Raw genomic sequence first — 24,589 nt, 5'->3', positions numbered from 1 at the left:
GGCAAAGGCTTGCGGGGGCGTGGTGCACCATTTATGACAGGGGCTAGCATTTTAGCTGCATGGTACACAAGCGCCACAAGCCTTTCGAGCGGGGAGTTCCTTTCATGGCGATGAAAAGGGCGTTGACGAAGGCGGGTGCGTTGCTCGCGCTCGCATGCTTCGGTCTGGGGCTGGCTGCCGCTGAGGCAACCGCGCAGACGCGCCAGGCAAGCGTGTTCGCGGTGGCGAACGTGAAGGCCGCGGCCGAGGCGGAAAACGCGGTCGAGGCGAAGAAGATCGCGCAAGGACAGGCGCAGAGCCGCGCCTTCCGCAAGCTCGTGTCGCGCATCGTGGATTACCGCTCGCAATCGCATATTCCCGATCTCGCGCTGAACGAGATCGAAGCGCTTGTGTCCGATATGGACGTGCGCGGCGAGGGCGTGAGCGGCACCGGCTATGTTGCGACCTTTGGTGTGAGCTTCTCCGAGCGCGCGGTGCTGGCGCTTCTTGCGCGCTACGGTGTGGCCGCCATCACCGACCGCGGGCCGGAAATCCTGATCGTCCCGGTGTATGTGGAGGGCGGGTCCGCTCGCACCGCCGACCGCAACGCCTGGCGCACCGCGCTGACCTCGCTCGACCTCACGCACGCGCTCGTTCCGGCGAAGGTTGCGCCCGCGCGCTCGGATATCACCGCCGCGATTGCAAACGCCTACATCGCGAGCCCTGCCGCTACCCTCGAAACGCTCAAGACGCAGTATCAGACGCAACAGATCATGTTCGCGCTGGCCGAAACCGACGGCGATGGCGAAACCATTTCGCTGAAGCTGATCGGCCTCGATTCAGGCGGTCAGTTTTCCGTGCAGCGCAAGGTCAAGGCGAAGGATGGCGGCGATGGCACGGCGCTCGACGTGGCGGCCGACCTCGCCTTCGACACGGTTCAGGAGCGGTGGAAACTCGCCCGCGAGGCATCCGCGCCGGCGGCTCCGGCGGTCGCGTCGGAGAGCTATGGCGGCACCGCGTCCGCTCCCTATGACGGAAATACCGCCCCGACCTATGGCGGCAGTATGGAAACGCTTCAGGTGACCGCGCTTTATTCGGGGCTGAAGGAATGGCAGACGATCCGCCGCCAGCTTCAGGGACTACCGGGTGTGCAGAACTGGGACTTGCACTCGGTCAATCCGAGGAGCGCCGCGATCGCGTTCGACTTTCCGGGGGGCGCGGAGCGTCTGACCGCGATGGCGGCGGGGCAGGGGCTCGTCGTCGAGAATGGCCCGGATGGGCTCGTGGTGAAGGTGCACTGAGAGCTTCGCCCCGCGTTCGACACACGGGGCGAAGGATTGACTGCGCGGAACGCCTATTTCTGCACGCCGGGGATCGCAGGCCCCATGCCGATATTGCGGAAGATCTCCTTCAGCATGCCCTGATCGCGCGTGTAGACGGGCGTCTCGCGGCGGATGAAGTCGAACACCTTGCCGTCCTTCAGCCCGTAATTCGCGATCTGCTCGACTTTGTCCTTCTTGTCGAAGTAGACCGCGACAACGCGCCGGTCGATAACTTCCGGCTTCATGAACGCCATCGGCTGCTGAGCGGTCTGCGACACATAATAATAGGTGCCGCCCGCGATGGCCGATTGCGTGTCGGGCGTGCCGAGCGCGAGCACGACCTCGTCCTTCGACATGCCGACGCGAACCTGATTCAGGTCTTCATCCTGAAATTGGTGCCCCTGCTTGATGACGTTGCCTGCGCAGCCCGGCAGAGTGAAGCACGCGGCGGCAAGCGCCGACGACATCGCGACAGCCCTGACGAGGGCCTTCGCCCGCAGGCGCTTTCGTCCAAAATCCTTAGAGGATTGATTTGACATTTCGCCCCCAAATTTGCTGTTTGCTGTCAGCGCCTCGCGTTCTGACCAAACATGCCCGCGACGTGATTGCACCCTTTTTGGATGCGATTAAGGCTTTATAAGGTACGTTGCCCGCAAGAGCGAAAACTGGAGTCAGCCGAACGATGTTCCGTTGGTTTGCTGAGCGCTCAGCTCGCCGTGAGGCCGCTGAGAAAATATACGATTCGATAGTCGCGCAATCGCGCAATCCGGTTTTCTATGTGCGATGCGGGGTGCCTGATACGCTGTCGGGCCGCTTCGACATGCTCGTCATCCACATGTTCATCGTCATGCAGAACCTGAAGCTCGGCGCGAACGAGGGCAAGCTGCTCGGCAAGGAAATCATCGAGGCTTTCGTGCGCGAAATGGACAGCATGGTGCGCGATCTCGGTATCGCCGACGCCTATGTGGCGCAGGAAGTCCGCAAGATCGCCGACCTTTTCTATCGCCAGTTGGTGGTCTATACGAACGCCGCCGAGCAGAAGAACAAGGCGGCGCTCGCCGAGGCGATCTGGAAGAGCTTCCAGTCCGGCGACGAGAACGCCAATGTCGCCGCCGACGAACTCGCCGACTACATCTTTCATTCCATAAAAAATGTTGGGGAAATGCCGCTCAACATGCTCCTGCAGGGGCACCTGAATTTCCCGGAAGTCTACGGCTTGAAGCAGGCGGTCTGACGATGCTGAAAACACAGCCGCTCCCATGGGCGATCGACACGCATACGCTGACGCGCGCGGTCGAGACTGTCACCTTCGAGGCGGACGCCGCCGAGCGTGCGGCTCTTGGCGCTTATGCGGAGGTCCGCGAGATCAAGAAATTCGCGGCCAGCGTTCAGGTGATCGGGCTCAACGGCGGCCGCTATCGGGTCAGCGGACGGCTTGAGGCCGACATCGTGCAGGCCAGCGTTGTCGATCTCGCCGACGTCCCCGCGACGCTCGACGAGCGCTTTCAGGTGGAGTTCTGGCCGCCGGAGCTCATCGAGGGCAACGGCGAAGATGAGCCGTCCTTCGAAGCGGAGCCGCCGGAGGCGCTTTCAGGCGCGAAGATCCCCATCGGCGCTTTCCTCTGCGAGCTGTTTTCGGTTTCGCTCGAACCTTATCCGCGCAACGAAGGCGACAGTTTCGCCTGGCAGGCGCCGGACGAAAGCAACGCGCACCCCTTCGCGGAGCTTATCCGCCTTCGGCCGAAGACCGGAGACGACGGGGATGGATAAGAAGACGCAGACCGGGATCGCGGCGATCTTTTTCGTTGTCACAAAACCGTTATACAGTATGGTGCCGCGTCTATCTGAAGAGGGTTAAAGCCCGACAGGGCAAGTGCGGGGCTTCTGGTTTCAAGCATGGGAACGCCAATCACGATTGCGCTCGACGCGATGGGAGGAGATTTTGGCCCGTCCGTGGTGATACCGGCTGCGGCGCTCTCGCTCATCCGGCATCCCGAGACGCGATACATCATTTTCGGTCGCGAAGACGAGATCCGCGCGCATCTGTCAAAAGATTCGCCGCTGGCTGCCGTCTCGAAGATCGTTCACTCGGAGGTCGCCATTGCGATGGACGACAAGCCGAGTCAGGCGCTCCGCTACGGCCGCTGGAAGAGCAGCATGTGGATGGCGCTCGAAGCGGTGAAGCAGGGCGAAGCGCAAGCCGCCGTCTCCGCAGGCAACACCGGCGCGCTGATGGCGATGTCGAAATTCTGCCTGCGCATGCTGCCCGGTATCGAGCGGCCCGCGATCGCGGCGCTCTGGCCGACCCTCAGGAGCGAAAGCATCGTGCTGGATGTCGGCGCGAATGTCGGTGCGACCGCCAAGGGCCTCGTCGATAACGCCAACATGGGCGCGGCGCTGGCCCGCGCGCTGTTCCAGGTGGAGAAGCCGACGATTGGCCTTCTCAACATCGGCTCCGAGGAAGTGAAGGGGCTCGAAGAGATCAAGCGCGCGGCGTCGGCACTGAAGGCGCCGGGGCTGCCCATCACCTATTACGGCTTCGTCGAAGGCAGCGACCTCGGCAAAGGCGTTGTGGATGTGGTCGTCACCGAAGGCTTCGCGGGCAATATCGCGCTCAAGACGGCAGAGGGCACCGCTAAGCAGATCGGCGCCTATCTTAAGGCCGCGATGACGCGCTCGCTGATGTCGAAGCTGGGCGCGGTCCTTGCGCAAGGGGCCTTCAAGGCGCTCCGTGCGAAGATGGACACGCGCACCATGAACGGCGGCATGTTCCTCGGATTGAATGGCGTTGTAATAAAAAGTCATGGCGGTGCGGACGCGGTGGGCTTTGCAAGCGCCATCGACCTGGGCTACGACATGGCAGCCAGTGGTCTGGTCGCGGATATTCAGCGCGGCGTCGAGAGCTTCCATAACGCTCTCCAGGCCAAACCGGAACAAGCCCTGAAAGCGGTTGCCCAGTGAAACAAACTAGATCGGTCGTCTTAGGCTGCGGATCGTATCTCCCGGAGCGCGTGCTTACCAATCAGGATCTGGCGCGCATAGTCGATACGTCGGACGAGTGGATCAGCGATCGGAGCGGCATCAAGACGCGCCATATCGCCGCCGACGGCGAGATGACTTCGGACCTCGGCATCGCGGCTGCGCGCGCGGCCCTCGATCACGCGGGCATCGACCCGCAGTCGCTCGATTTCATCATTCTAGCGACGTCCACGCCCGATAACACCTTTCCCTCGACCGCGACGACGATCCAGGCGGGCCTCGGCCTCACCCACGGCTTCGCCTTCGATGTGCAGGCGGTGTGCTCGGGGTTCGCCTATGCGCTGGCGACGGCGGACAACTTCATCAGGGCAGGGCAGGGCAAGCGCGGTCTCGTGATCGGCGCGGAGACGTTCTCCCGCATCCTCGACTGGGAGGACCGCGGCACCTGCGTGCTGTTCGGCGACGGCGCGGGCGCGGTGGTTCTCGAAGCGACGCAGGTACAAGACCCCATGCGCGAACGCTGCATCATCGGCTCGATGCTGTTCTCGGATGGCCGCCATAAGGACAAGCTCTATGTGGACGGCGGCCCGTCCTCCACGCAGACGGTCGGTCATCTGCGCATGCAGGGCAAGGAGGTTTTCCGCTTTGCTGTCAATGCGATCTCGGATGTGGTTGAGCGCACCCTCGCCGCTCACAACCTCCGTCCAAGCGATATCGACTGGTTCGTCCCGCATCAGGCCAACAAGCGCATCCTCGACGGCACGGCGAAAAAGGTCGGCATAGCCGAGGAGAAGATCGTCATCACGCTGGACCGCCACGGCAACACGTCTGCGGCCTCAATTCCACTTGCGCTTTCGACCGCCGTTCACGATGGCCGGATCAAGCGTGGCGACCTCGTTCTGTTCGAGGCGATGGGTGGCGGCTTCACCTGGGGCGCCAACCTCGTTCGGTGGTAGCCCCCGAACTTTCACAACATAGGGTTAACAAACAGTCTCCCTGCGGCATTTTTGCCCAAAAATATCTGTTTCCAAAGGGATTTTTACAAGATTAGTGTTTGCTATGGTCCGGGCCGAGCGTTAACATTGTATGCGCTTCGTTCTATGGGGAGGGACACGGCGCGTCATGGCGCTTAACGGGAAAACACTGACCCGAGCCGACTTGGCTGAGGCAGTCTTCGAGAAAGTCGGCCTACCTCGCAACGAGGCAGCTGAACTTGTAGAGTTAGTTCTCAAACAAATCGTTTACGCGCTTGAGCGTGGCGAACCAATCAAGCTTTCATCCTTCGGTTCGTTTGGACTTCGTCAGAAATCCGAGCGCGTGGGGCGTAATCCGAAAACCGGCGAGATCGTTCCGATCACGCCGCGCCGCGTTATCGTGTTCAAAGCCAGCAATATCATGAAGGACCGGATCAACGCCGGTCTGGCTAAGGTGGTGCCTCCTCCGCCTGCGGTGAAGATTGCGCCGGCGAAGACGACCACGAAGGCGGGGGCGAAAACGGCAGCCGCCTCGAAGGCTGGTGACACGGCGAAACCGAAGCCCGCGAAGGCGTCGGCAAAAGCGGCTCCTGTCGAGGAAAAAGCTTCGCCAGAACAGTCGGTGCCGAAGGTCGAAGCGAAGCCGAAAGCTGCGAAGGCGGACGTCGCGAAGCCGGCAACAAAGGCTGCACCGAAGTCTGCGGCCAAAGAGGCGTCTCCGAAACCGGTTGCCTCGAAGGCCGCCGCCGCAAAAAGCGACGCCGACAAGACGAAAGCCGAGGATGCCGCGCCGAAACGTGCGAGCGCCCCCAAAGCCTCATCGTCGAAGAAGCGCGTCGTCTCGTCCTGATTGGCGCGTTATAGTGAAATCGGCCCGTTACAATGCTTGACGGGCGGGCCGATTGCCCGCAAAGTGCGCGGCAACGGAGCGTAGCGCAGCCCGGTTAGCGCACCGGTCTGGGGGACCGGGGGTCGGAGGTTCAAATCCTCTCGCTCCGACCATTCAACACCCCACAAATCCATTTCGAACCCTATATTTCCGCGCAAACCGTAAGGACGCGATGGACTTTTTGCGCGCCAAATCGATTGCCGAGCTGCTCGCCCTGCATGCAGCGGTTTCGGAGGAGTTGAGGGAGCGCAATGTGCTCCGGTCTGCCAACAACCCGACGGGCGATCTCGCCGAATATCTGTTTTGCAAAGCCTTTGGTTGGGCACAGGAAGCAAATTCGGTCAAGGCGTTCGACGCGATAGGAGCGGGCGGCGTTCGCTATCAGATCAAGGGCCGCCGCCTGCATAGACGTAACAAGTCACGTCAGCTCTCTGCGATACGCGATCTCGACGGGTTCGACATACTCGCCGCCGTATTATTCGATGACGCGTTTTGCGTCTTGCGGGCGATCCTTATTCCCGCAGAGGTCGTGCGAGATCACTCGACCTACATTCCCCATACAAACAGCTACAGGTTTTTGCTGCGGGATGCTTTGTGGCTTATCCCCGGCGTGATCGACGTCACGACTGATCTCCGCCGGGTCGAGAGCGGCGAGAAGGATCGCCTGGCGATCCCGCTCCTGCCTTAAGGCCACTTCACCACGGGCGGCATCGACGACAGAATCGAGTCGACATTGCCGCCGGTCTTGAGCCCGAAGACCGTGCCGCGATCGTAGAGCAGGTTGAACTCCACATAGCGGCCGCGCCTGACGAGTTGCTCATCACGGTCAGCTTCGCTCCAGGGCGTGTGCATGTTGGCCCTGATGAGCTTCGGCACGACGGCAAGGAACGCGCGCCCCACGTCCTGCGTGAAGGCAAAGTCGGCGTCCCAGTCGCCGGAGTTGTGATAGTCGTAGAAGATGCCGCCCAGGCCGCGCGCCTCCTGCCGGTGGGGCAGGTAGAAGTATTCGTCGCACCATTCCTTGTAGCGGCTGTAATCGGCGACGGGATGCTTGAGGCAGGCCGAGCGGAAAGCGGCATGAAAGTCGAGCACGTCCGGGTCTTCCACGCGCCGCCGTTTCGACAGCATCGGTGTCAGGTCCGAGCCGCCGCCGAACCACCATTTCGACGTCACGATGAAACGCGTGTTGAGGTGGACGGTCGGCACATTCGGGTTGCGCATATGCGCGATCAGCGAAATGCCAGACGCACGAAAACGGGGGTCTTCCTCGGAGCCGGGAATTTGTGCGCGAAACTCGGGCGCGAATTCACCGTGGACGGTCGAAACATGCACGCCGACCTTCTCGAAGACGCGGCCATGCAGCATGGCCATTGTCCCGCCGCCGCCATCCTCGCCGGTATGGTCGGTGCGTCTCCACGGCTTCTTCTCGAAACGTCCCGGCGGCAGACTGGCATGCGGACCGCTCTTCAGCTCGTCCTCGATCCGCTCGAACTCGTTGCAGATGTCGTTGCGCAGCGATGCAAACCAGACCCGCGCTTTTGACATTTCGGGGTGGAACGGACCGGAGTTATCCAGAGGCGAGGTCTGCGATTTAGGCATTGCAGGTATGCGAATTGAACTGTGTCTCGGCATTGCGCCTCCGGCGCTTGGCGTTCTGAAAAGGAGAATCGCGTCCTTTCTACAGGAAACGCGAAAAACCGCCAGTCTGGCCAAGGGCTTCACCGAGCACCATGGCCATGGAAACGGCTACATTTAGCGACCGAAGGCTTTGCTGCATGGGAATCCGGACCCGCAGATGCGCGCTTTCGTGGACTTTGTCCGGCACGCCCGCGCTCTCACGACCGGCCAGAATGACGTCTTCATTGCGATACAACACATCGTGATAGGGCGTCGCGCCCTTCGTCGTCATCAAAACCAGCCTTGCGCCGCTTGCGTTGATATTGTTTAAGAAAAGTTCAAAAGAAGCATGGCGTTGCACCCTCACCTTGTCGTAATAATCAAGGGCTGCGCGTCGAAGCGCGCGATCGGACAAATCGAACCCGCATGGCTCGATGATGTCGACTGCGACGTTTAGACATGCCGCCATACGCAAGATCGTCCCTGTATTTTGCGGAATGTCTGGTTGATATAGCGCTACACGCATCAAGAGCGGGTCCCCGTGGATGGTCGAGCTAAATTGTGCCATGGACACGGAAATCGTTAGCATGCATAAGAGCTCGATTTTTTCGCTCCCGCAAAACGTCCTACAAGGTTGAACTTCCGATGGCCACAACATACGACGGTGATCAAGGCGACGTGTCGCGCCGTGATTTCATCTATCTCGCAACCACGGCATTCGCGGCTGTCGGAGCGGCCGCCGCGCTCTGGCCGCTGATCGATCAGATGAACCCAGACGCGTCTGCGCTCTCGCTCGCGTCGATCGATGTCGATCTGACGCCGGTGCCGGAAGGTGCCGCGATCACCGTGCTCTGGCGCGGCAAGCCGGTCTTCATCCGTCACCGCACGGCTGAAGAAATCAAGAAAGCTCAGGCCGTTCAGCTCGCCGACCTGAAAGACCCCTATGCCGAGGTTCTCGGTGCGCCCTCCGATCTGCCCGCCACCGATGCGAATCGCACGAAGGCCGGCAAGGAAAAGTGGCTCGTGCTGATCGGCATTTGCACCCATCTCGGCTGCGTTCCGAAGGGCCAGGCTCCGGGCGACGAAAAAGGCCCGTATGGCGGCTGGTTCTGTCCATGTCACGGTTCGATGTACGACACCGCCGGGCGAATTCGCCAGGGACCGGCGCCGCGCAATCTCGACGTCCCGCCGTACCAGTTCACGGCGGACACAAAGATTCTGATCGGCTAGTTCCCGCCATTCCGAGAAGGTTTTTCTGAAATGTCCCACGCTTCCACCTACGAACCGAAAACATCGGTAACGCGCTGGCTCGACGCGCGGTTGCCGATCATCCGCTTCATAGCGGATTTCATGGTCTTCCCCACGCCGCGCAACCTCAACTACCTCTGGACCTTCGGCGCGATCCTCGCGTTCATGCTCATCGCCCAGATCGTCACGGGCGTCATCCTCGCGATGCACTTCGCGCCCAACACGGCGCTGGCGTTCGACTCGGTCGAAAAGATCATGCGCGACGTGAACTACGGCTGGCTGCTCCGCTACGCTCATGCGGTCGGTGCGTCGATGTTCTTCCTCGCCGTCTATATCCACATGTTCCGCGGCATCTATTACGGGTCCTACAAGGCGCCGCGCGAAGTGCTTTGGATGATCGGCGTGGCGATATTCCTCGTCATGATGGCGACGGCGTTCATGGGGTACTCGCTGATCTGGGGCCAGATGAGCTTCTGGGCCGTGACCGTGATCACGAACCTCTTCTCGTCGCTCGACACGCTCTATTCCGGCCTTGGCACCACGCTGGTGCAATGGATCTGGGGTGGCTTCTCGGTCGATAACGCGACGCTCAATCGCCTGTTCAGCCTCCACTATCTGCTTCCCTTCGTGCTCGTCGGCCTTGTCGCTTTGCACGTCTGGGCGCTCCATGTCGTGGGCTCCAACAACCCGACCGGTGTCGAGGTGAAGAACGTCGAGAAGGAAACGCTTCCCTTCTACGCCTACTTCACGACGAAAGATCTGTTCGCGCTCGCTGTGTTCGGCGTCATCCTCGCGTATTTCATCTTCTTCACGCCGAACTATCTCGGTGACGCGGTGAACTACGTGCCCGCCAATCCGCTGCTGACGCCTCCGCACATCGTGCCGGAATGGTACTTCCTGCCGTTCTACGCGATCCTGCGCGCGGTTCCGTCCAAGCTCGGTGGCGTGCTCGCGATGTTCGGTGCGATCGCCGTGCTCTTCTTCATCCCGTGGCTCGACACGTCGCGCGTTCGCTCGCTCAACTACCGGCCGATGTTCCGCTGGTTCTTCTGGGGTTTCGTATTCTCCTGCCTTGCGCTCGGCTATCTGGGCGCGGCGCCGGTCACAGAGACGACCACGATGGCCTCGCAGTTCTTCACCTTTTACTACTTCGCCTTCTTCCTGATCCTGATGCCGGTGGTGGGTATCTACGAGACACCGAAACCGCAGCCGGATTCGATCGCAGACACCTTCACGCATAAATCGGACGACGGGTCTGGCCGCGGCGCGCGCGCCGTGGCGGCCGAGTAGGAGACCAGATAATGACGACGATGACATCGAGCCTCGTGCGCCGCTCGCTCGGAGCGTTCGTAATCGGCTCAGTTCTCTCCGCGACGGCGCTCAGCGCGCCAGCGTCGGCCTCCGAGACGGCAGGGCACTACCAGATTCCGCGTCTGGAATGGACTTTCGGCGGCTTGTCGGGCTATTTCGACAAGCAGCAGCTTCGCCGCGGCTTCAAGGTGTACCAGACGGTTTGCCAAACCTGTCATAATCTGGCCCACCTGTCTTACCGCAACCTGACGCAACCGGGCGGTCCCGAGTTGCCGAAGGAAGAGGTCGAGGCCTACGCCGCGCAGAAGCAGGTGGCCGATGGCTTCAATGACGCGGGCGAAGTGAATATGCGCCCGGCGAAGCTGGCCGACCTTTTCGTGGGCCCGTTCAAGAACGACAAGGAAGCGGCCGCAGCGTTGAACGGCGCGGTTCCGCCGGATCTGTCGCTCATCACGAAGGCCCGCACGGTCGAACGGGAAGTGGAGTGGTATGCGTTCCCGTTCGTTATGCTTAAGGATGTCCTTACGCAATATCAGGAGCAGGGCGCGGACTATGTGCACGCTCTCTTGAACGGCTACATGGAACCGCCGGCGACCTTCAACCTGCTGCCTGGGCTGAGCTACAACCGCGTGTTCCCGGGCCACCAGATCGGCATGCCGCAGCCTCTCACCGACGGTGCGGTGGACTATGACGACGGCACGCCGACCACACTCGACCAGCAGTCGAAGGACGTTACGGCGTTCCTCGCCTGGGCAGCGGAACCGACACTTGCCGACCGCAAGAAGCTCGGCGCTTGGGTGCTGATTTATCTCATCATCCTTGCTGGCCTGCTCTATGCTTCGAAGAAGCTGATCTGGCGCAACGTCAAACACTGACGCCAGCGCGACATCAACGAATGTTTCGATGCGGGGGCCTTTTCGGCCCCCGCTTTTTTTCGTCCGGGATTAGTTGAACGAGACCGGAAGGAAAGCCTTCAGGGGATCACGCGAAGCGCCATGCCGGTTCGCGCCCCCATCTAGTGCACTGACGCAAACATAGGATTCACAAAGCAGACGAAGCAAGGCATGCTTCAGGCATGGCTCAAACCGTCTGCATCCTTCTCTCGTCCGAAGACCGCTCACGTTTGGCGGCGGTCATCGGGGACCGCAACAGCCCGCAGAAGCACGCGCAGCGGGCAAAGATCGTGCTTCATTCTGCTGAGCGCCGTTCCGTTTTCGACGTCGCCCGCTTAAGCGGCGTCAGCCGGCCAGCCGTATGGCGTTGGCAGCGGCGCTACGCCGAAAAAGGGGTGGACGGGCTGTTGCGCGACCAGACCCGCAAGCCAGGCAAGCCGCCTTTGTCAGCGAAGAGCGTCGCGAAAGTGCTGGCGCTGCCGTGTTCCGAGCCCCCCGGAAACGCCACGCATTGGACCGGACGCGCTGTCGCCAAGGCGGCGGGCGTCAGCTTGCGCACGGTGCAGCGCATCTGGGGAGCCCACCGCCTTCAGCCGCACCGCTTGCGCACGTTCAAGAAGTCGAACGATCCCGCCTTCGCCGAAAAGGTCGAGGATGTGGTGGGCCTCTACATGAGCCCGCCCTGCCATGCCGTGGTCCTGTCCATCGACGAGAAGAGCCAGATCCAGGCGCTCGACCGCACTCAACCGGGCCTGCCGTTGAAGCCCGGCAAATGCGCGACCATGACCCACGATTACAAGCGCAACGGAACCACCACGCTGTTCGCCGCACTCAACGTGCTGGATGGAACCGTGCTCGGCCGCTGCATGAAGCGCCACCGCCATCAGGAGTTCATCAAATTCCTCAACGCCGTGGAGCGCAAGGTCCCAGCCGGCAAGATCATCCACGTCATTCTGGACAACTACGGAACCCACAAGCATCCCAAGGTGGACGCCTGGCTGGCGGATCATCCGAGGTGGGTTTTTCACTTCACGCCGACCTCGGCGTCCTGGCTGAACGCGGTCGAAAACTTCTTCTCCGCCATTACCCGGCGGCGCATCCGTCGTGGCGTCTTCAAATCCGTCGCCGACCTCGAAGACGCCATCAAGCGCTACATCGCCGATCACAACCGGAACGCAAAACCCTTCGTCTGGACCAAAACCGCCGATGAAATCTTCGACAAGCTCAACCGCCTCAATCTGCACCTTCTGAATGAGTCAGTGCACTAGGCAAGGGCTTTTTGCCCATTACCCTCCGCGGAAGCGAAACACGAGGTCGGGGCTGGGAGCAGAGGCTGCCGGGGCCCGACGTGGCTATCTTCCGACTGCAGGCAAGGTCGGCGAGATTATATAATATGCATTTTCTCTCGCGCGACCTCGCTCAGGGGTTGCGTTACTCCAGCGCTGGGCAAGCTTGGTGTGGTTTGTTTGCATCGGTAGGCGAGTGTTTACCTACCGGCGTGTAAAACCGGCAGTAGTCAACCAACGGTGTTTTCTCTAGTTTGTAATTCGTTGAAAAATGGGGATTAACCTATGTTCATGAGTCAAGGTTCGCAGACCGAGATTGAGCTGATCGAGTCTATGCTTCCCACATGCTGCCCCTCGCCCTGCGCTGACGAAGAAGCCGCCGATGTTCTTCGCTCCTCCGTCATTGAAGGCTTCGAAAAGGCCATCGATCTCGGCGTTCCGCCTGTGCAGGCGCTGGCTTACATTCTCAATTGGGTCTCCGATGAGATGGCGCGGGTCAAGGCAGCGCCCGTTTCTGCCTCGACCTGAGATTGCCAATTACCGCCGTGTATGACGCCGCCCGAGCATTCCGCTTGCTTCCGCATAGGTGACCTGCGCGAAGATATCGAGAAGGTTCCGCTTTTGAGCGACTGTCATCGTTTCGCGTTCCGCGACGACAGCGCAGAAGGCGGCTGTCAGGCCGTTCACGATGTCAGCCTCCGACGATTGATGGACTGCGGACTTGATCTTCGGAACGATCTCCTGAATGCGCAGCACGAGATTGCTCCCTTGCGTGGTGCGGAGGAGTTCGCCTGCATCTGCCTTGGCCTTTTCTACCACCGCGCGCTCTTTCTCGTTCAGGGGCGGCGGGCATTGAGTGCTCCCTTCGCCGCCAGCTAACATGATGGGCGTCGATTGCCTGATTTCGCGCACGAGGAAGCCGTCGGCATTGGTGGGAGCGTTGTTGCCCCAGCGCGACCGGACGTAATTCGCGACCGCCGCGATGTCACCGTCGCTCAGATACGCGGCGAAAGAGGGCATGGGCCCGTATTGTTGCGTCGCCGGAAGACCAGCGAGGATTGCCTTGATGATGTCCTGAGGTTGCTCGGCGTTCACCGTCCCATTCTTCGAGAGAGGCGGGATCCTGTCCTTGAGGCCCTCACCCTCAAGCCCGTGGCACGATGCGCAATGGCTGACATAAACGCCCGCCGCCCCCGCAGGCACGGGCACGACTGAGCCGCCCGAGACGTCCGCGCGGGGTGGCGTCTGCTTCAGATAGGCCGCGATTGCGCGGAGATCCTCGACCTTGAGCTTCGAAAGGCTGTCATGAACGACGGTCGCCATCGGCCCCTCGGCGATCGCGCGCATCGGGGCCACGCCGGACGCGAGATAGGAGACGAGCTGCTCCTCGCTCCATGAGCCGATGCCGCGCGTCATGTCGGCGGTTATGTTCGGCGCGAACCAGCCCTGCACGGCGGCGCCCTGAAGCGCGTCGCCCGGAATGGTGGCGCCCATCAGATTGCGCTGCGTATGGCACTGGCCGCAATGGCCGAGCCCCTCGACAAGATACGCGCCCCAATTAACCTGCTCCGTCTTCGCCGGATCGGGTTCGAACACGCCCGGCGCGAAGAACAGCCCCCGCCAGACCGACAGCGACTCGCGGATATCGAAGGGGAAAGCCAGATGATCGGGCTGATGCGGCGCGTGCACCGGCTTCAGCGACATCAGATAGGCGCGGATGGCGTTGACGTCATCACGCCTGACCTTGGTGAACGAAGTAAAGGGGAACACGGGATAAAGATACTCGCCGTGCTTTCCGATGCCCTCGTGCAAGGCGCGATAAAACTCGTCCTCGGTCCATTCGCCGATGCCCGTGCGCTTGTCGGGCGTGATGTTCGGCGTCGTCACGCTGCCGAACGGCGTCTGGATCTGGAGGCCACCCGCGAAAGGCTCGCCGCCCTGCTTGGTGTGGCAGGCGGCACAGTCGCCAATCGTGGCCAGATACTTGCCACGTTCGATGAGGCCCTCATCAGGTGCGGCAAGGCTTGCGCCGGTAGCCGAAAAAAACAAGAGGGCGGCAGGTAAAGCCGTCCTGAGCGAGGCAAGAGCAGTCATCGAACGGCCTCTCTTTTCAGAAAAGGTGTGAAAAGGCGGAGTTGTATCTGACCATCTATACCCGCCGCATCTCGAAAGACCGTTTCCGTCCCATGGGAAATTTGCGAAAAACTATGTGTTGCGCAGGCTTTGCGTTTGTGGCTCCCTCCTCCCGTTTTCCGCTCACGCCCGAAGAAACGCTCACGCCATGACAATCACAGTGCATCTGAACGATCTGCCGCCGGATATCGACTTCGGTGCGTCCGTCGCTATCGACACGGAAACGCTCGGCCTCAAGCCGCATCGCGACCGGCTATGCGTCGTTCAACTGTCGGCGGGCGACGGGAACGCGCATCTCGTGCAGTTTGAGAAAGGGCACTACGACGCGCCTAATCTGACGGCGCTGCTTGTGAACCCCGCGGTTCTCAAGATCTTCCATTTCGGCCGCTTCGACATCGCCGTGATGCAACAATACCTCGGTGTGAAAACCGGCCCCGTCTATTGCACCAAGATCGCGGCGAAGCTCGTGCGCACCTTCACCGAGCGCCACGGCCTCAAGGATCTCTGCCGCGAACTCCTCGGCGTGGAACTTTCGAAGCAGCAGCAGACATCGGACTGGGGGCAGGCGAAGCTCACGCCCGAGCAACTCAGCTATGCGGCGTCGGATGTGCTTCATCTGCATGCGCTGAAAGAGAAGCTCGACGCGCTGCTCGCCCGCGAGGGACGCACCGAGCTGGCGGCGGCCTGCTTCGGCTTTCTGCCTTACCGCGCCGAACTCGACCTGAAAGGCTGGCATGACGACGCGGATGTTTTCAATCACTAGGCGCGCTCCCATCGGCTTCCGGCTTGGCGCGCGTCGTCTCGCTCGGCGGAACGGAGGCTGAGCAATGGCGCTCGTGACCACGTCGCCTGTCGGCCGTAATGCCGCGATGTCGCGGGCGGCGGACCGTGGTATCGACCGCGACCGCGAATTCCGGCTCGCGCGCCGCCATTCGCGACTCGTCAGGGTGCTGAGAATCGTGCTGCCGCTCATGGCGATGGGCATTCTCAGTCTTTATGCGCTGCCGTCTTTCTTGCGTGTCTCTGTCGACAAGGGACGCGGCACGGCCACCGTTCGCGCGATCGAGCTTGAAAAAGGCGCGCTCAAGATGATCGAGCCGCATGTGCGCGGCGTGAACGAGAAAAACGAATCCTACGACTTCACCGCCGACTCCGCGACGCAAGCCTCGGTGAAGGCGGACGAGATGTATCTCCTGAACGTGCGCGGCCGCATGACCGGGCAGGACGGCAAGCTGACGACGCTTGCCGCGCCTGACGGCACACACAACAGCAAGGCCGAGCAGATCAGTTTCAACAATGGCGTCACGATCAGGCGCGAGCCGGGCCTCGCGGCGGAGTTTCAGACCGCGACCGCCTATATGAAAGAGCAGAAGGCGGTGTCGAATACGCCCGTCGTCGTCCGCCTTCATGAGAGCACGATTCATGCGGATGGTATGACGCTGTACTGGGGCGAAAGCCGCGCGATCTTCGAAGGCAACGTCCGCACTCATATCGAACGGCAGGAGCCGGCGGCGGGTGAGGCCCAGTCGAAAGGGTCGCGCCAGCCGCAAACAGATGGCGGCGCGTGGTCGACGGTTCCCGCAATCGGGCTGCCCGACGACGCAGCGAACGTCATGGAAAGCGACGGAGGGCTCAATCGATGATCGCGGAGAAAGCGCTCCTTGCATTCGCACTGATGCTGTCGGCGGCGGTTATGTCCATCCCTTCTTACGCCCAGACCCCCGGCTCCGGTTTTCGCGGCATCGGCTCGGGCGACAATGCAAAAAAGCCGATCGACATCGAATCCGACCGTCTCGAAGTGGACGACAAGCGCCACGTCGCCATCTTCATCGGCAATGTTTCGGCGAACCAGGGCGATTACAACCTCAGAGCACCGCGCCTCGAAGTGACCTATGAACGCCAGGGCGGCGACAGCGCGGGCGGCAAGGCGCAGAAGTTGGTCAGCGCACCGGGTGGCGACTCGCCCGCAAAGTCTCCCAAGACGGCGACGGACGCCGCAGCCGCCGCCGACCCGATTTCCAGCGGCCAGATCCGCTACATCCGCGCGCTCGGCGGCCATGTCGTCGTCACGAACAAGAAGGATGAGCAGGAGGTCACTGGCGACGAGGCTCTGTACGACGTCAAGGGCCAGAAGATCACGATGACCGGCAAGGAAGTGATCTTGAGCCAGAAGGCCAACGTGGTGAAGGGTAGGCAGCTCAGCATCGATCTCGAAACCGGCCGCGCCACGGTGATCCCCGAAAAGGGCCGCGTTCAGGCGATTTTCGATCAGGGTGCGGCGAAGGGCGTGCTGCCCGCCGATTCACCGCTCGGCGGCAAGAAGAAAAGGGAGGCCGCTCCCGCAGAACCGCAGCCGCAGCCGAGATCCGGTTGGCAGCCGCAAAACCAGTAACGTGACCGCAATTTCTGAAGCGAAGGCGTGAGAGTTTCATGGTCGTTCTCGACAAGGATCAGCCAAATCCGAGGATGGAGCCGCGTCATCAGGCGGAGCCCGGCTGGAACGCGGGGCCTCCGGTGCTGCGCGAGCGCCGTCCCGCGCCGCAGGTTCGCGAGCAACTCATCGTGAACGGCGTCAAGAAGAGCTTCAAGAAGCGCATGGTCGTGAAGGGCGTCAGCGTCAACCTGAAGCGCGGCGAATCCGTTGGCCTTCTCGGCCCGAACGGCGCGGGCAAGACCACCGTGTTCTACATGATTACGGGGCTTATCAAGCCGGACGAAGGCAACGTCCATATCGACGGCTACGACGTGACCGCGCTCTCCATGTATCGCCGCGCGCGGCTCGGCATCGCCTACCTGCCGCAGGAAGCATCGATCTTCCGGGGGCTGTCCGTCGAAGACAACATCATGGCTGTGCTCGAAGTTTCAGAGCCCGATCGGAAAGAGCGCAAGCGACGGCTCGACGAACTTCTCGACGAGTTCAAGATCGGGCGCCTGCGCAAATCGCCGTCCATCGCGCTGTCGGGCGGCGAGCGACGGCGCTGCGAGATCGCGCGTGCGCTCGCAAGCAACCCATCCTACGTTCTCCTCGACGAGCCATTCGCGGGCATCGACCCCATCGCGATCGGCGACATCCGCCAGCTCGTGACGCACCTCACCGATCGCGGCATCGGCGTTCTCATCACGGATCACAATGTGCGCGAAACTCTGGACTTAATCGACCGTGCATATATCATCTATGACGGTCGTGTGCTCACCGAGGGCACGCCCGCAGAGGTGGTTGCGAACGAGGATGTGCGGCGCGTTTACCTTGGTGACATGTTCTCGCGCTAGTTCCGTAAAAGTGGCACCGCTTTTGCTTTGGGATATGCTAACAGAGGGCTGGAGTGATCGCTTTCCGTTCAAGGTGGGCTATCTCTAGCGGCTGAGAGGGTATCGTTTCGCATATTTGGTGGTTGATGTGCTCCAACTAAGGCTTGAGCAACGGCAAACCCAGAAAATTGTCATAACGCCTCAGCTTCGGCAGGCGATCAAGCTTCTGCAATTCTCAGCCATCGAGCTTCAGTCCTATATCGAAAACGAGATCCGCGATAATCCTCTGCTCGAAGCCGAGGAGCGCGCGGATGGTGATGCGCCGTTGCCGGAAGTTATCCGCGCCGATGGCGCTTCGGTGGGTGCCGATGCCGATGTCCCGGCTTTCGACGCGCGCGATGCCAGCCCAGCCGTGGAAACCGTAACCGACTGGGAGCCTGCAACTCCGGGCGACCGCGCCTATGAAGGCGCTCCCGCCGCCGCATCTCCCGAGGCCGAATGGCTTTCGACCAACGGCAAGGCCGGTTCGCCAAGCGACGATTACGATCCGTTCGCCACGCTCTCCATGGCGGAATCGCTCACCGATCATCTGAACGAGCAGGCGCAACTCGCGTTTCCCGACGCGCAGGACCGCTTCATCGCCCGCTACCTGATCGACCTCGTCGACGCGGACGGCTATATCCGCTCGCCGCTTGAAGACGCCGCCGCGCTTCTGTCGTCGCCGCTCGAAGACATCGAGCGCGTGCTCGGCGTGATGCAAACCTTCGATCCCGTAGGCGTATGCGCGCGCGACCTCGCCGAATGCCTCGCTATCCAGCTCCGCGAAAAGGATCGCTGCGATCCCTATATGGAGCGGCTTCTCGCCAACCTGGATCTCATCGCTGCCTGCGACATGCAAAAGCTGCGGCGCGTCTGCGGTGTCGACGCAGACGATCTGCGCGAGATGATGCAGGAACTTCGCGCTCTGAACCCCAAGCCCGGCGCGGCTTTCGAGCATGGCGAGGTCGAGACGCTGGTGCCCGACGTCATCGTGCGGCGCGGGCCGGATGGCGAGTGGCGCGCGGAGTTGAACCCATCGGCAGCGCCATCGCTCGCCGTAGACCGCGCCTATTATGCAAGCCTCAAGAACCGATGCCGGTCCGATAGCGAGCGTACCTACCTCGCCGACCGCCAGTCTTCGGCGAACTGGCTCGTGAAGAGCCTCGAACAAAGGCTTTCCACCATCCTCAAGGTCGCCACTGCGATGGTTGAGGAGCAGTCTGCGTTCTTCGATCACGGCGTGCGGCATCTGAAGCCGCTGAACCTGCGTCAGATCGCGGCGAAGATCGGTATGCATGAGTCGACCGTTAGCCGCGTCACCTCCAACAAGGCGATCCAGACGCCGCGCGGCATCTTCGAGATGAAGTATTTTTTCACCTCATCCATCCCGTCGGCGAGCGCATCGAGCGAGGCGCATTCCTCGGAGGCGGTGCGCGACCGCATCAAGGAGTTCATCCTGAACGAGTCGCCCGAGGAGGTTCTGTCCGATGACCGGATCGTGACCATGCTCAAGGCAGACGGCATCGACATCGCGCGCCGCACCGTGGCAAAGTATCGCGACGCGTTGCGCATCCCGTCATCCGCCGCGCGCAGGAGGCTGAAGCGCGCGAACGCTGCATGAGCATCATCGACGAACCTCGTGCACGGCATTTTTTGTGGTCCACAGCTGCACGCACTCTAGCAAACGTCTGCGCCTCAAGCGCACTGGCAACCAAATGATCTAGTGTAGTGAAAGCTGAAGTTTTGCATTTGATGACGGCGCCACCGACGGGCGTTGAATCAATCACTGCACCAGCTCCGGAGCTGAATTTGACCGCTGAACACGGCGCGTGGAGCGTCAGCGTTTACGAGCGCATTCGCGATATTCCTCCGGCGGCGTGGGATGCCTGCGCCAACCCGCCGGACCTCCCGTTCAATCCTTTCATCGCGCATGCCTTTTTGTCGGCCCTCGAAGAAAGCGGCTCGGCCACGGCGAAAAAGGGCTGGGCTCCCTGCCATCTCGCGCTGAGGGACGGCGCGGGCGGCGTGGCGGCGGTCTTGCCGTGCTATATGAAATCGCATTCCTACGGCGAATTTGTCTTCGACTACCCGTTCGCGGAAGCCTATGAGCGCGCGGGCGGCCGCTATTATCCGAAGCTACAGACGGCGGTGCCTTTCACGCCGGTGACGGGGCGGCGGCTTCTGGTGCGGCCGGACATCGATGCGGCGCAGGCGCGCGCGCTTCTCTGCGCCGCCGCCGTCGAGCTTGCTAAAGCGAACAACGCGTCTTCCTGGCATGTCACCTTCGCGACAAAGAACGAATGGGCGGCGCTCGGCGACCTCGGCCTCTTGCAGCGCACGGACACGCAATACCACTGGCACAACCGCGACTATGCGAGCTTCGACGACTTTCTGGCGTCGCTCGCCTCTCGAAAGCGGAAGGCGGTGCGCAAGGAGCGCGAACAGGCGCGCGGGAGCGGGATCGCGTTCGAATGGCTCACCGGCGCGGACATCAAGGAGGCGCACTGGGATGCGTTTTTCGCGTTCTACATGGATACCGGCAACCGCAAATGGGGCCGCCCCTATCTGACGCGCGCCTTCTTCAGCCTGATCGGCGAGGCGATGGCCGATCGCATTCTCCTCGTCATGGCGATGCGCGACGGTGAGCCGATCGCGGGCGCGCTGAATTTCATCGGCGGCGACACGCTTTACGGCCGCTATTGGGGATGCCTCGAAAATCAGGCGTTCCTGCATTTCGAGGCCTGCTATTATCAGGCTATCGATTTCGCCATCGCGCACAAGCTTGCGCATGTGGAGGCGGGCGCGCAAGGCGAGCACAAGCTCGCGCGCGGCTATGCGCCGGAAACGACCTACAGCCTGCATCACTTCGCAAGCCCGGGGCTTGCTCGCGCGGTCGAGCGCTTTCTTGAGCAGGAACGCGAGGCAGTGGCGCAGGATCAGGAAGCGCTCGCCGCGGCGCTGCCGTTCCGGCGCGACAACGGGACGGCGGAGCCGTAGCCCGCGCCACCATCGACAGCTCTTTCACGTCCCTTGCACGACACTAGCGAATACCGCGCGTAGCGTCTTCTCATTCAAAAATTTGAATGTTATATCGGTGCCGATACAGTATCGGGCGAACATCGATTTAGCGCGTCGTGCCGTAAATCAGACGGGCCATGACGCTCTAGATTTCGGCTGTCGATCAGCTTCTCTGCGCCAAATCGAGTCCGATTTAACGCAGACTGATCTAGCGGGGAACGAGGGAACAGCGTGAAAAGCAGGATCGCAGGAACAGTGACCCTTCTCGGGCTTATGGGAGGGCTTCAGGTCGCGCAGGCAGAGCCGAACACGACGCCGGGAGGCGTCGCGACCGAGGCGCACGCAGGGCACGGGCAGCATGCGTCGGATGGCGGCTTCCACAAGAGATTCGACAACGCCGCCAAATGGGTCGAGCGGTTCGACAATCCAGAACGCACGGCATGGCAGAAGCCTGATGAGGTGGTGAGCGCGCTTGGGCTCAAGGGCACCGAGAGCGTGGCGGATATCGGCGCGGGGACCGGCTACTTCGCCACGCGGATTGCGCTACGCGTGCCGGAGGGCAAGGTTTTCGCGGCCGACGTCGAACCGGACATGGTGCGCTACCTCGGCGAACGGGCGAAGGCTGAAAAGCTCGCGAACATCGTGCCCGTTCAGGCGGGCGCGGCGTCCGACAACCTCCCGGAACCGGTCGACGTGGTGCTTCTCGTCAACACGTACCATCACATTGGAAACCGCGAGACGTATTTTGCGGCGCTCGCGTCGAAGCTCAAGCCGGACGGGCGGCTCGTCATCGTCGACTTCAAGCCGGACTCGCCGGACGGTCCGCCGCGCGAGCATCGCATCGCGTCGGAGAAAGCGATCGCGGAGCTGAAGGCGGCCGGGTACGCGCTCGCGGAAACGCATGATTTTCTGCCGCGGCAGTATTTTCTCGTTTTCCAGCGCGCCAGATCGTAAAGGCCGGAGGGACGGCATTCGGGCCGTTCCTCCGCCACCTCATGCTCAAGAGCGTCAGAACTGATCTTCCGCCATGTCCATCATGGGCTTGCATCCACCGGTCAGAATGCGAAAGCGGCCCTCCACCTCGGGCAGCACTTTCGCCATGAAGAAGCGCGCGGTCTTGAGCTTGCCGTCGTAGGTCTCGGGCGAGCACTCGCCGCCTTCCTTCAGCTTCGCCTGCGCCACGCGCGCCGTCTTCAGCCAGATCCAGCCGACGGTGACGAGTGCGAAGATGCGGAGATAGTCGGTCGCGGCGCCGCCCGCTTCGTCCGGGTTCGCGAAGGCGTGCTGCGCGAGCCATGCGGTCGCCTGATGCAGCTTCGCAAAGGCTTCTTCGAGCGCGGCTGAGATGTCCGCGATGTCGTGGTCGGTGAGCGTGTCCTCGATCTCGGTCTGGATCGTGGCGAAGAACGCGCGCACCGCCGCGCCGCCATTCTGCGGCAGCTTGCGGCCCACGAGGTCGAGCGCCTGAATGGCGTTCGCGCCTTCGTAAAGCATCGAAATGCGCGCATCGCGGACGAATTGCTCCATGCCGTGCTCGCGGATATAGCCATGTCCGCCGAACATCTGCTGCATCTTGATCGCGGTCTCGACGCCCATGTCGGTGTAATAGGCCTTGATGACGGGCGTCAGCAGCGCGACGAGGTCGTTCGACTGCTGGCGCACGGCGGCATCGGGATGATGGGCGGCGCGGTCGATGCCAAGGCCGATCATCACCGCGAGCGCGCGCGCGCCTTCGGTGAACGCCTTCGCTTCGAGGAGGTTCTTGCGCACGTCCGGGTGCACGATCAGCGGATCGGCGGGCTTCTCGGGCGCCTTGACGCCGGTGAGCGAGCGGCCTTGCAGCCGCTCCTTCGTATAGATCACGGCGTTCTGACGGGCGATTTCGGCGATGCCGAGGCCCTGAATGCCGACGCCGAGGCGGGCCGCGTTCATCATCGTGAACATCGCGCGCATGCCCTGATTGGGCTGCGCTACGAGCCAGCCCACCGCGCCGTCGAAGTTCATGACGCAGGTGGCGGAAGCCTTGATGCCCATCTTGTGCTCGACCGAGCCGCATGAAACGGCGTTGCGCGCGCCCGGCTCGCCATCGTCGTCCGGCAGGAATTTCGGCACCACGAACAGCGAGACGCCCTTGGACCCGGCGGGCGCATCGGGCAGCTTCGCGAGAACGAGGTGGATGATGTTGTTCGTGAGGTCGTGCTCACCCGAGGTGATGAAGATCTTTGTGCCGGTGATGGTGTAGCTGCCGTCTTCGGCCGGGACCGCGCGTGTCTTCATGAGGCCGAGATCGGTGCCGCAATGCGGTTCGGTGAGACACATCGTCCCGGACCATTCGCCCGACACCATCTTCGGAAGATAGAGCGCTTTCAATTCGTCGCTGGCATGAGAGGCGATGGCCGAATAAGCACCGGCCGTGAGGCCGGGATACGGGCCGAAAGCGAGGTTCGCGGAGCAGATGAACTCCTCGATCGCAAAGCCGACCGTGTGCGGCAAGCCCTGGCCGCCATGCTCGGGCGACGCGTTCATCGATGGCCATCCGCCTTCGACATATTTGTCATAGGCTTGCTTGAAGCCTTTCGGCGTGCGCACGGTGCCGTTCTCGAAGACGCAGCCTTCCGCGTCGCCGCTCTGGTTCAGCGGGTGAAGAATCTCCTCGCAGAATTTCGCCGCTTCATCGAGCACGCTCGCTATGACGTCCGGCGTCGCGTCTTCGAATCCCGGCATGGCCGACAATTCGCGCGCTTCCCACAGCTCATTCAGGATGAAGCGGTAATCGTCGAGCGGCGCCTTGTAGCTGGGCATTGTCTTCCCTCCCTGGTCCTTTTTCGAGCTTTCAGCGCCGGTCCGCCGGCGAAAGGCCGGCCGTCGCGCTGCTGCATGCGTTAAGTAGTTTACGTATACGTCAATGGCAAGCAAAACGCGATCCCGCCTAAAGGTGCAGAAGCGTTGACTTTTGTCACAGACCTTTGTGTTCGGCGGTGCTTGTGTGGAAACCCTCACGAACAGTCAAAGCTCGGGAGGGTATGGAAGATCGGGGAGCAGGGCCATTGAAAATGGTATCGGATGAGAAGGCTTTCGTCCGATCACATGCTCATAAACACTTCGTGTCGCCGTTGAAATTCGACGGAATAGACGTGGAGTATTGGGAAAAACGAGTTGCTTGCCTTATTCGAGCCGGCGAATAGCGCGATCAAGCTCATAGCGTAAGGGGTGGATGTAATGCGTACAGAAAGAAGCCTGATAGCCAATATCAATAATAGGCTCGTGCCGCCGATGGAAAAGAAGATCGATTTAGCGCCACCTCTCCGGCCCAAATTCACGACGTCGATGGAAAAGAAGATCGAGCATCTCTGGCTTGATTCCGAACGACGCGGCTGGGAATTCAACGAATTCGCCGTGGTCGTCCTGGAGGTTCTTACCGTCCTTCACCATCGCAACGGACTGGAAGACAAGACCGCCGAAACGCAAGAAGACCGCGAAACGCAGGTCGGCTGATAGCACGCTACAACCCCAGACGGCTCGGGCGCTGACTCGGCAGCACTTGACGTAGGCCGTCTGGCGTCCTTTATTTGTGAATCGTGGTGATTTGGCCGGCCGGCTTGCAGCCACGTTAAAAAACTCGCTAAAAGGCCGTGGCTCGCCCCGGTCCGGC

Annotated in this window: 23 protein-coding genes, 1 tRNA gene, 2 pseudogenes and 1 riboswitch; of the genes and pseudogenes, 21 read left to right on the top strand and 5 right to left on the bottom strand. The window is 61.6% G+C overall.

All coding sequences use genetic code 11. From position 1 onward, the window contains the following. The first annotated feature begins 104 nt into the window (after window positions 1-104). Entirely contained in the window at window positions 105-1,280 is a 1,176-nt protein-coding gene (locus tag RVAN_RS06560) for a DUF2066 domain-containing protein (RefSeq protein ID WP_013418970.1), read from the top strand. 53 nt (window positions 1,281-1,333) lie between these two features. Here the strand turns inward: RVAN_RS06560 and RVAN_RS06555 are convergent, their stop codons facing one another. Next, on the bottom strand, window positions 1,334-1,840 hold the full coding sequence (locus RVAN_RS06555) for an outer membrane protein assembly factor BamE (RefSeq protein WP_013418969.1): 507 nt from the start codon (window positions 1,838-1,840) through the stop codon (window positions 1,334-1,336). Window positions 1,841-2,091: 251 nt separating this feature from the next. On the opposite strand from RVAN_RS06555, the gene RVAN_RS06550 reads away from it, so the two are divergent. The 7 genes and pseudogenes from RVAN_RS06550 to RVAN_RS06520 all read left to right on the top strand — a co-directional run bounded on the left by RVAN_RS06550 (window position 2,092) and on the right by RVAN_RS06520 (window position 6,831). Beyond that, window positions 2,092-2,535 (top strand): ubiquinol-cytochrome C chaperone family protein, encoded by a 444-nt coding sequence (locus RVAN_RS06550; RefSeq protein WP_037237203.1) that lies wholly within the window; start codon window positions 2,092-2,094, stop codon window positions 2,533-2,535. 2 nt (window positions 2,536-2,537) lie between these two features. Beyond that, on the top strand, window positions 2,538-3,071 hold the full coding sequence (locus tag RVAN_RS06545; protein WP_013418967.1) for a hypothetical protein: 534 nt from the start codon (window positions 2,538-2,540) through the stop codon (window positions 3,069-3,071). Window positions 3,072-3,197: 126 nt separating this feature from the next. Then, window positions 3,198-4,262: a phosphate acyltransferase PlsX gene (gene plsX / locus RVAN_RS06540; protein ID WP_013418965.1), complete on the top strand. Its 1,065-nt coding sequence runs from the start codon at window positions 3,198-3,200 to the stop codon at window positions 4,260-4,262. Then, window positions 4,259-5,236, top strand: a complete 978-nt coding sequence (locus RVAN_RS06535; RefSeq protein WP_013418964.1) for a beta-ketoacyl-ACP synthase III — start codon at window positions 4,259-4,261, stop codon at window positions 5,234-5,236. The genes plsX and RVAN_RS06535 overlap by 4 nt, the downstream gene beginning before the upstream one ends. A gap of 166 nt (window positions 5,237-5,402) precedes the next feature. Then, window positions 5,403-5,705, top strand: a pseudogene (locus RVAN_RS20770) (integration host factor subunit alpha); the annotation flags it as partial. Between the two features lie 473 nt (window positions 5,706-6,178). Then, a tRNA-Pro gene (locus RVAN_RS06525) sits at window positions 6,179-6,256 on the top strand. 59 nt (window positions 6,257-6,315) lie between these two features. Then, complete coding sequence (locus RVAN_RS06520) at window positions 6,316-6,831, top strand: hypothetical protein (protein WP_013418962.1); 516 nt, start codon at window positions 6,316-6,318, stop codon at window positions 6,829-6,831. Here the strand turns inward: RVAN_RS06520 and hemF are convergent. Beyond that, window positions 6,828-7,742 carry an oxygen-dependent coproporphyrinogen oxidase gene (gene hemF, locus RVAN_RS06515; RefSeq protein ID WP_169309524.1) on the bottom strand — a complete coding sequence of 305 codons (915 nt, stop codon included), beginning with the start codon at window positions 7,740-7,742 and terminating at the stop codon, window positions 6,828-6,830. The genes RVAN_RS06520 and hemF overlap by 4 nt on opposite strands. A gap of 79 nt (window positions 7,743-7,821) precedes the next feature. Next, a complete protein-coding gene (locus RVAN_RS06510; RefSeq protein WP_013418960.1) occupies window positions 7,822-8,349 on the bottom strand; it encodes a tRNA (cytidine(34)-2'-O)-methyltransferase in 528 nt (175 codons plus the stop codon). 56 nt (window positions 8,350-8,405) lie between these two features. On the opposite strand from RVAN_RS06510, the gene petA reads away from it, so the two are divergent. From petA to RVAN_RS06485, 5 genes and pseudogenes are all read left to right on the top strand, one after another. Then, window positions 8,406-8,990, top strand: coding sequence for a ubiquinol-cytochrome c reductase iron-sulfur subunit (gene petA / locus RVAN_RS06505; protein ID WP_013418959.1), 585 nt, complete (start codon window positions 8,406-8,408; stop codon window positions 8,988-8,990). Between the two features lie 30 nt (window positions 8,991-9,020). Next, the gene (locus tag RVAN_RS06500) at window positions 9,021-10,298 is read left to right on the top strand and encodes a cytochrome b (protein ID WP_013418958.1); all 1,278 of its coding nucleotides are present in this window, start codon (window positions 9,021-9,023) and stop codon (window positions 10,296-10,298) included. An 11-nt stretch (window positions 10,299-10,309) separates the two neighbouring features. Then, window positions 10,310-11,194: a cytochrome c1 gene (locus RVAN_RS06495; RefSeq protein WP_013418957.1), complete on the top strand. Its 885-nt coding sequence runs from the start codon at window positions 10,310-10,312 to the stop codon at window positions 11,192-11,194. A 200-nt stretch (window positions 11,195-11,394) separates the two neighbouring features. Then, window positions 11,395-12,467 (top strand): annotated as a pseudogene (locus tag RVAN_RS06490) (IS630 family transposase). 322 nt (window positions 12,468-12,789) lie between these two features. After that, on the top strand, window positions 12,790-13,026 hold the full coding sequence (locus RVAN_RS06485) for a hypothetical protein (protein WP_155942367.1): 237 nt from the start codon (window positions 12,790-12,792) through the stop codon (window positions 13,024-13,026). A 9-nt stretch (window positions 13,027-13,035) separates the two neighbouring features. On the opposite strand, the gene RVAN_RS06480 is transcribed toward RVAN_RS06485, so the two are convergent. Then, window positions 13,036-14,592: a c-type cytochrome gene (locus RVAN_RS06480; protein ID WP_013418955.1), complete on the bottom strand. Its 1,557-nt coding sequence runs from the start codon at window positions 14,590-14,592 to the stop codon at window positions 13,036-13,038. Between the two features lie 187 nt (window positions 14,593-14,779). Here RVAN_RS06480 and RVAN_RS06475 point away from each other — a divergent pair, with 187 nt between their 5' ends. From RVAN_RS06475 to RVAN_RS06445, 7 genes are all read left to right on the top strand, one after another. After that, complete coding sequence (locus tag RVAN_RS06475; RefSeq protein WP_013418954.1) at window positions 14,780-15,394, top strand: ribonuclease D; 615 nt, start codon at window positions 14,780-14,782, stop codon at window positions 15,392-15,394. A 64-nt stretch (window positions 15,395-15,458) separates the two neighbouring features. Next, window positions 15,459-16,274 carry an LPS export ABC transporter periplasmic protein LptC gene (lptC, locus tag RVAN_RS06470; protein WP_013418953.1) on the top strand — a complete coding sequence of 272 codons (816 nt, stop codon included), beginning with the start codon at window positions 15,459-15,461 and terminating at the stop codon, window positions 16,272-16,274. Beyond that, window positions 16,271-17,023 carry an LptA/OstA family protein gene (locus RVAN_RS06465; protein ID WP_013418952.1) on the top strand — a complete coding sequence of 251 codons (753 nt, stop codon included), beginning with the start codon at window positions 16,271-16,273 and terminating at the stop codon, window positions 17,021-17,023. The genes lptC and RVAN_RS06465 overlap by 4 nt, the downstream gene beginning before the upstream one ends. A gap of 74 nt (window positions 17,024-17,097) precedes the next feature. Then, window positions 17,098-17,901 (top strand): LPS export ABC transporter ATP-binding protein, encoded by an 804-nt coding sequence (gene lptB / locus RVAN_RS06460; RefSeq protein ID WP_049779599.1) that lies wholly within the window; start codon window positions 17,098-17,100, stop codon window positions 17,899-17,901. A 127-nt stretch (window positions 17,902-18,028) separates the two neighbouring features. Then, window positions 18,029-19,540 (top strand): RNA polymerase factor sigma-54, encoded by a 1,512-nt coding sequence (gene rpoN, locus RVAN_RS06455; protein WP_013418950.1) that lies wholly within the window; start codon window positions 18,029-18,031, stop codon window positions 19,538-19,540. A gap of 188 nt (window positions 19,541-19,728) precedes the next feature. Continuing rightward, window positions 19,729-20,916 (top strand): GNAT family N-acetyltransferase, encoded by a 1,188-nt coding sequence (locus RVAN_RS06450; protein ID WP_013418949.1) that lies wholly within the window; start codon window positions 19,729-19,731, stop codon window positions 20,914-20,916. A gap of 252 nt (window positions 20,917-21,168) precedes the next feature. Beyond that, window positions 21,169-21,891 (top strand): class I SAM-dependent methyltransferase, encoded by a 723-nt coding sequence (locus RVAN_RS06445; RefSeq protein ID WP_013418948.1) that lies wholly within the window; start codon window positions 21,169-21,171, stop codon window positions 21,889-21,891. A gap of 54 nt (window positions 21,892-21,945) precedes the next feature. Here the strand turns inward: RVAN_RS06445 and RVAN_RS06440 are convergent, their stop codons facing one another. After that, window positions 21,946-23,739 carry an acyl-CoA dehydrogenase C-terminal domain-containing protein gene (locus tag RVAN_RS06440; protein ID WP_013418947.1) on the bottom strand — a complete coding sequence of 598 codons (1,794 nt, stop codon included), beginning with the start codon at window positions 23,737-23,739 and terminating at the stop codon, window positions 21,946-21,948. 471 nt (window positions 23,740-24,210) lie between these two features. Here RVAN_RS06440 and RVAN_RS06435 point away from each other — a divergent pair, with 471 nt between their 5' ends. Beyond that, entirely contained in the window at window positions 24,211-24,432 is a 222-nt protein-coding gene (locus RVAN_RS06435; RefSeq protein WP_013418946.1) for a hypothetical protein, read from the top strand. A 73-nt stretch (window positions 24,433-24,505) separates the two neighbouring features. Then, window positions 24,506-24,583, top strand: a riboswitch (SAM riboswitch). Window positions 24,584-24,589 lie beyond the last annotated feature (6 nt).

The sequence above is a fragment of the Rhodomicrobium vannielii ATCC 17100 genome (genome assembly GCF_000166055.1).
Classification (GTDB): Bacteria; Pseudomonadota; Alphaproteobacteria; order Rhizobiales; family Rhodomicrobiaceae; genus Rhodomicrobium; species Rhodomicrobium vannielii.
Note: the sequence above shows the minus strand (reverse complement) of the source record. Positions and strands in the feature narration are given on the sequence as shown.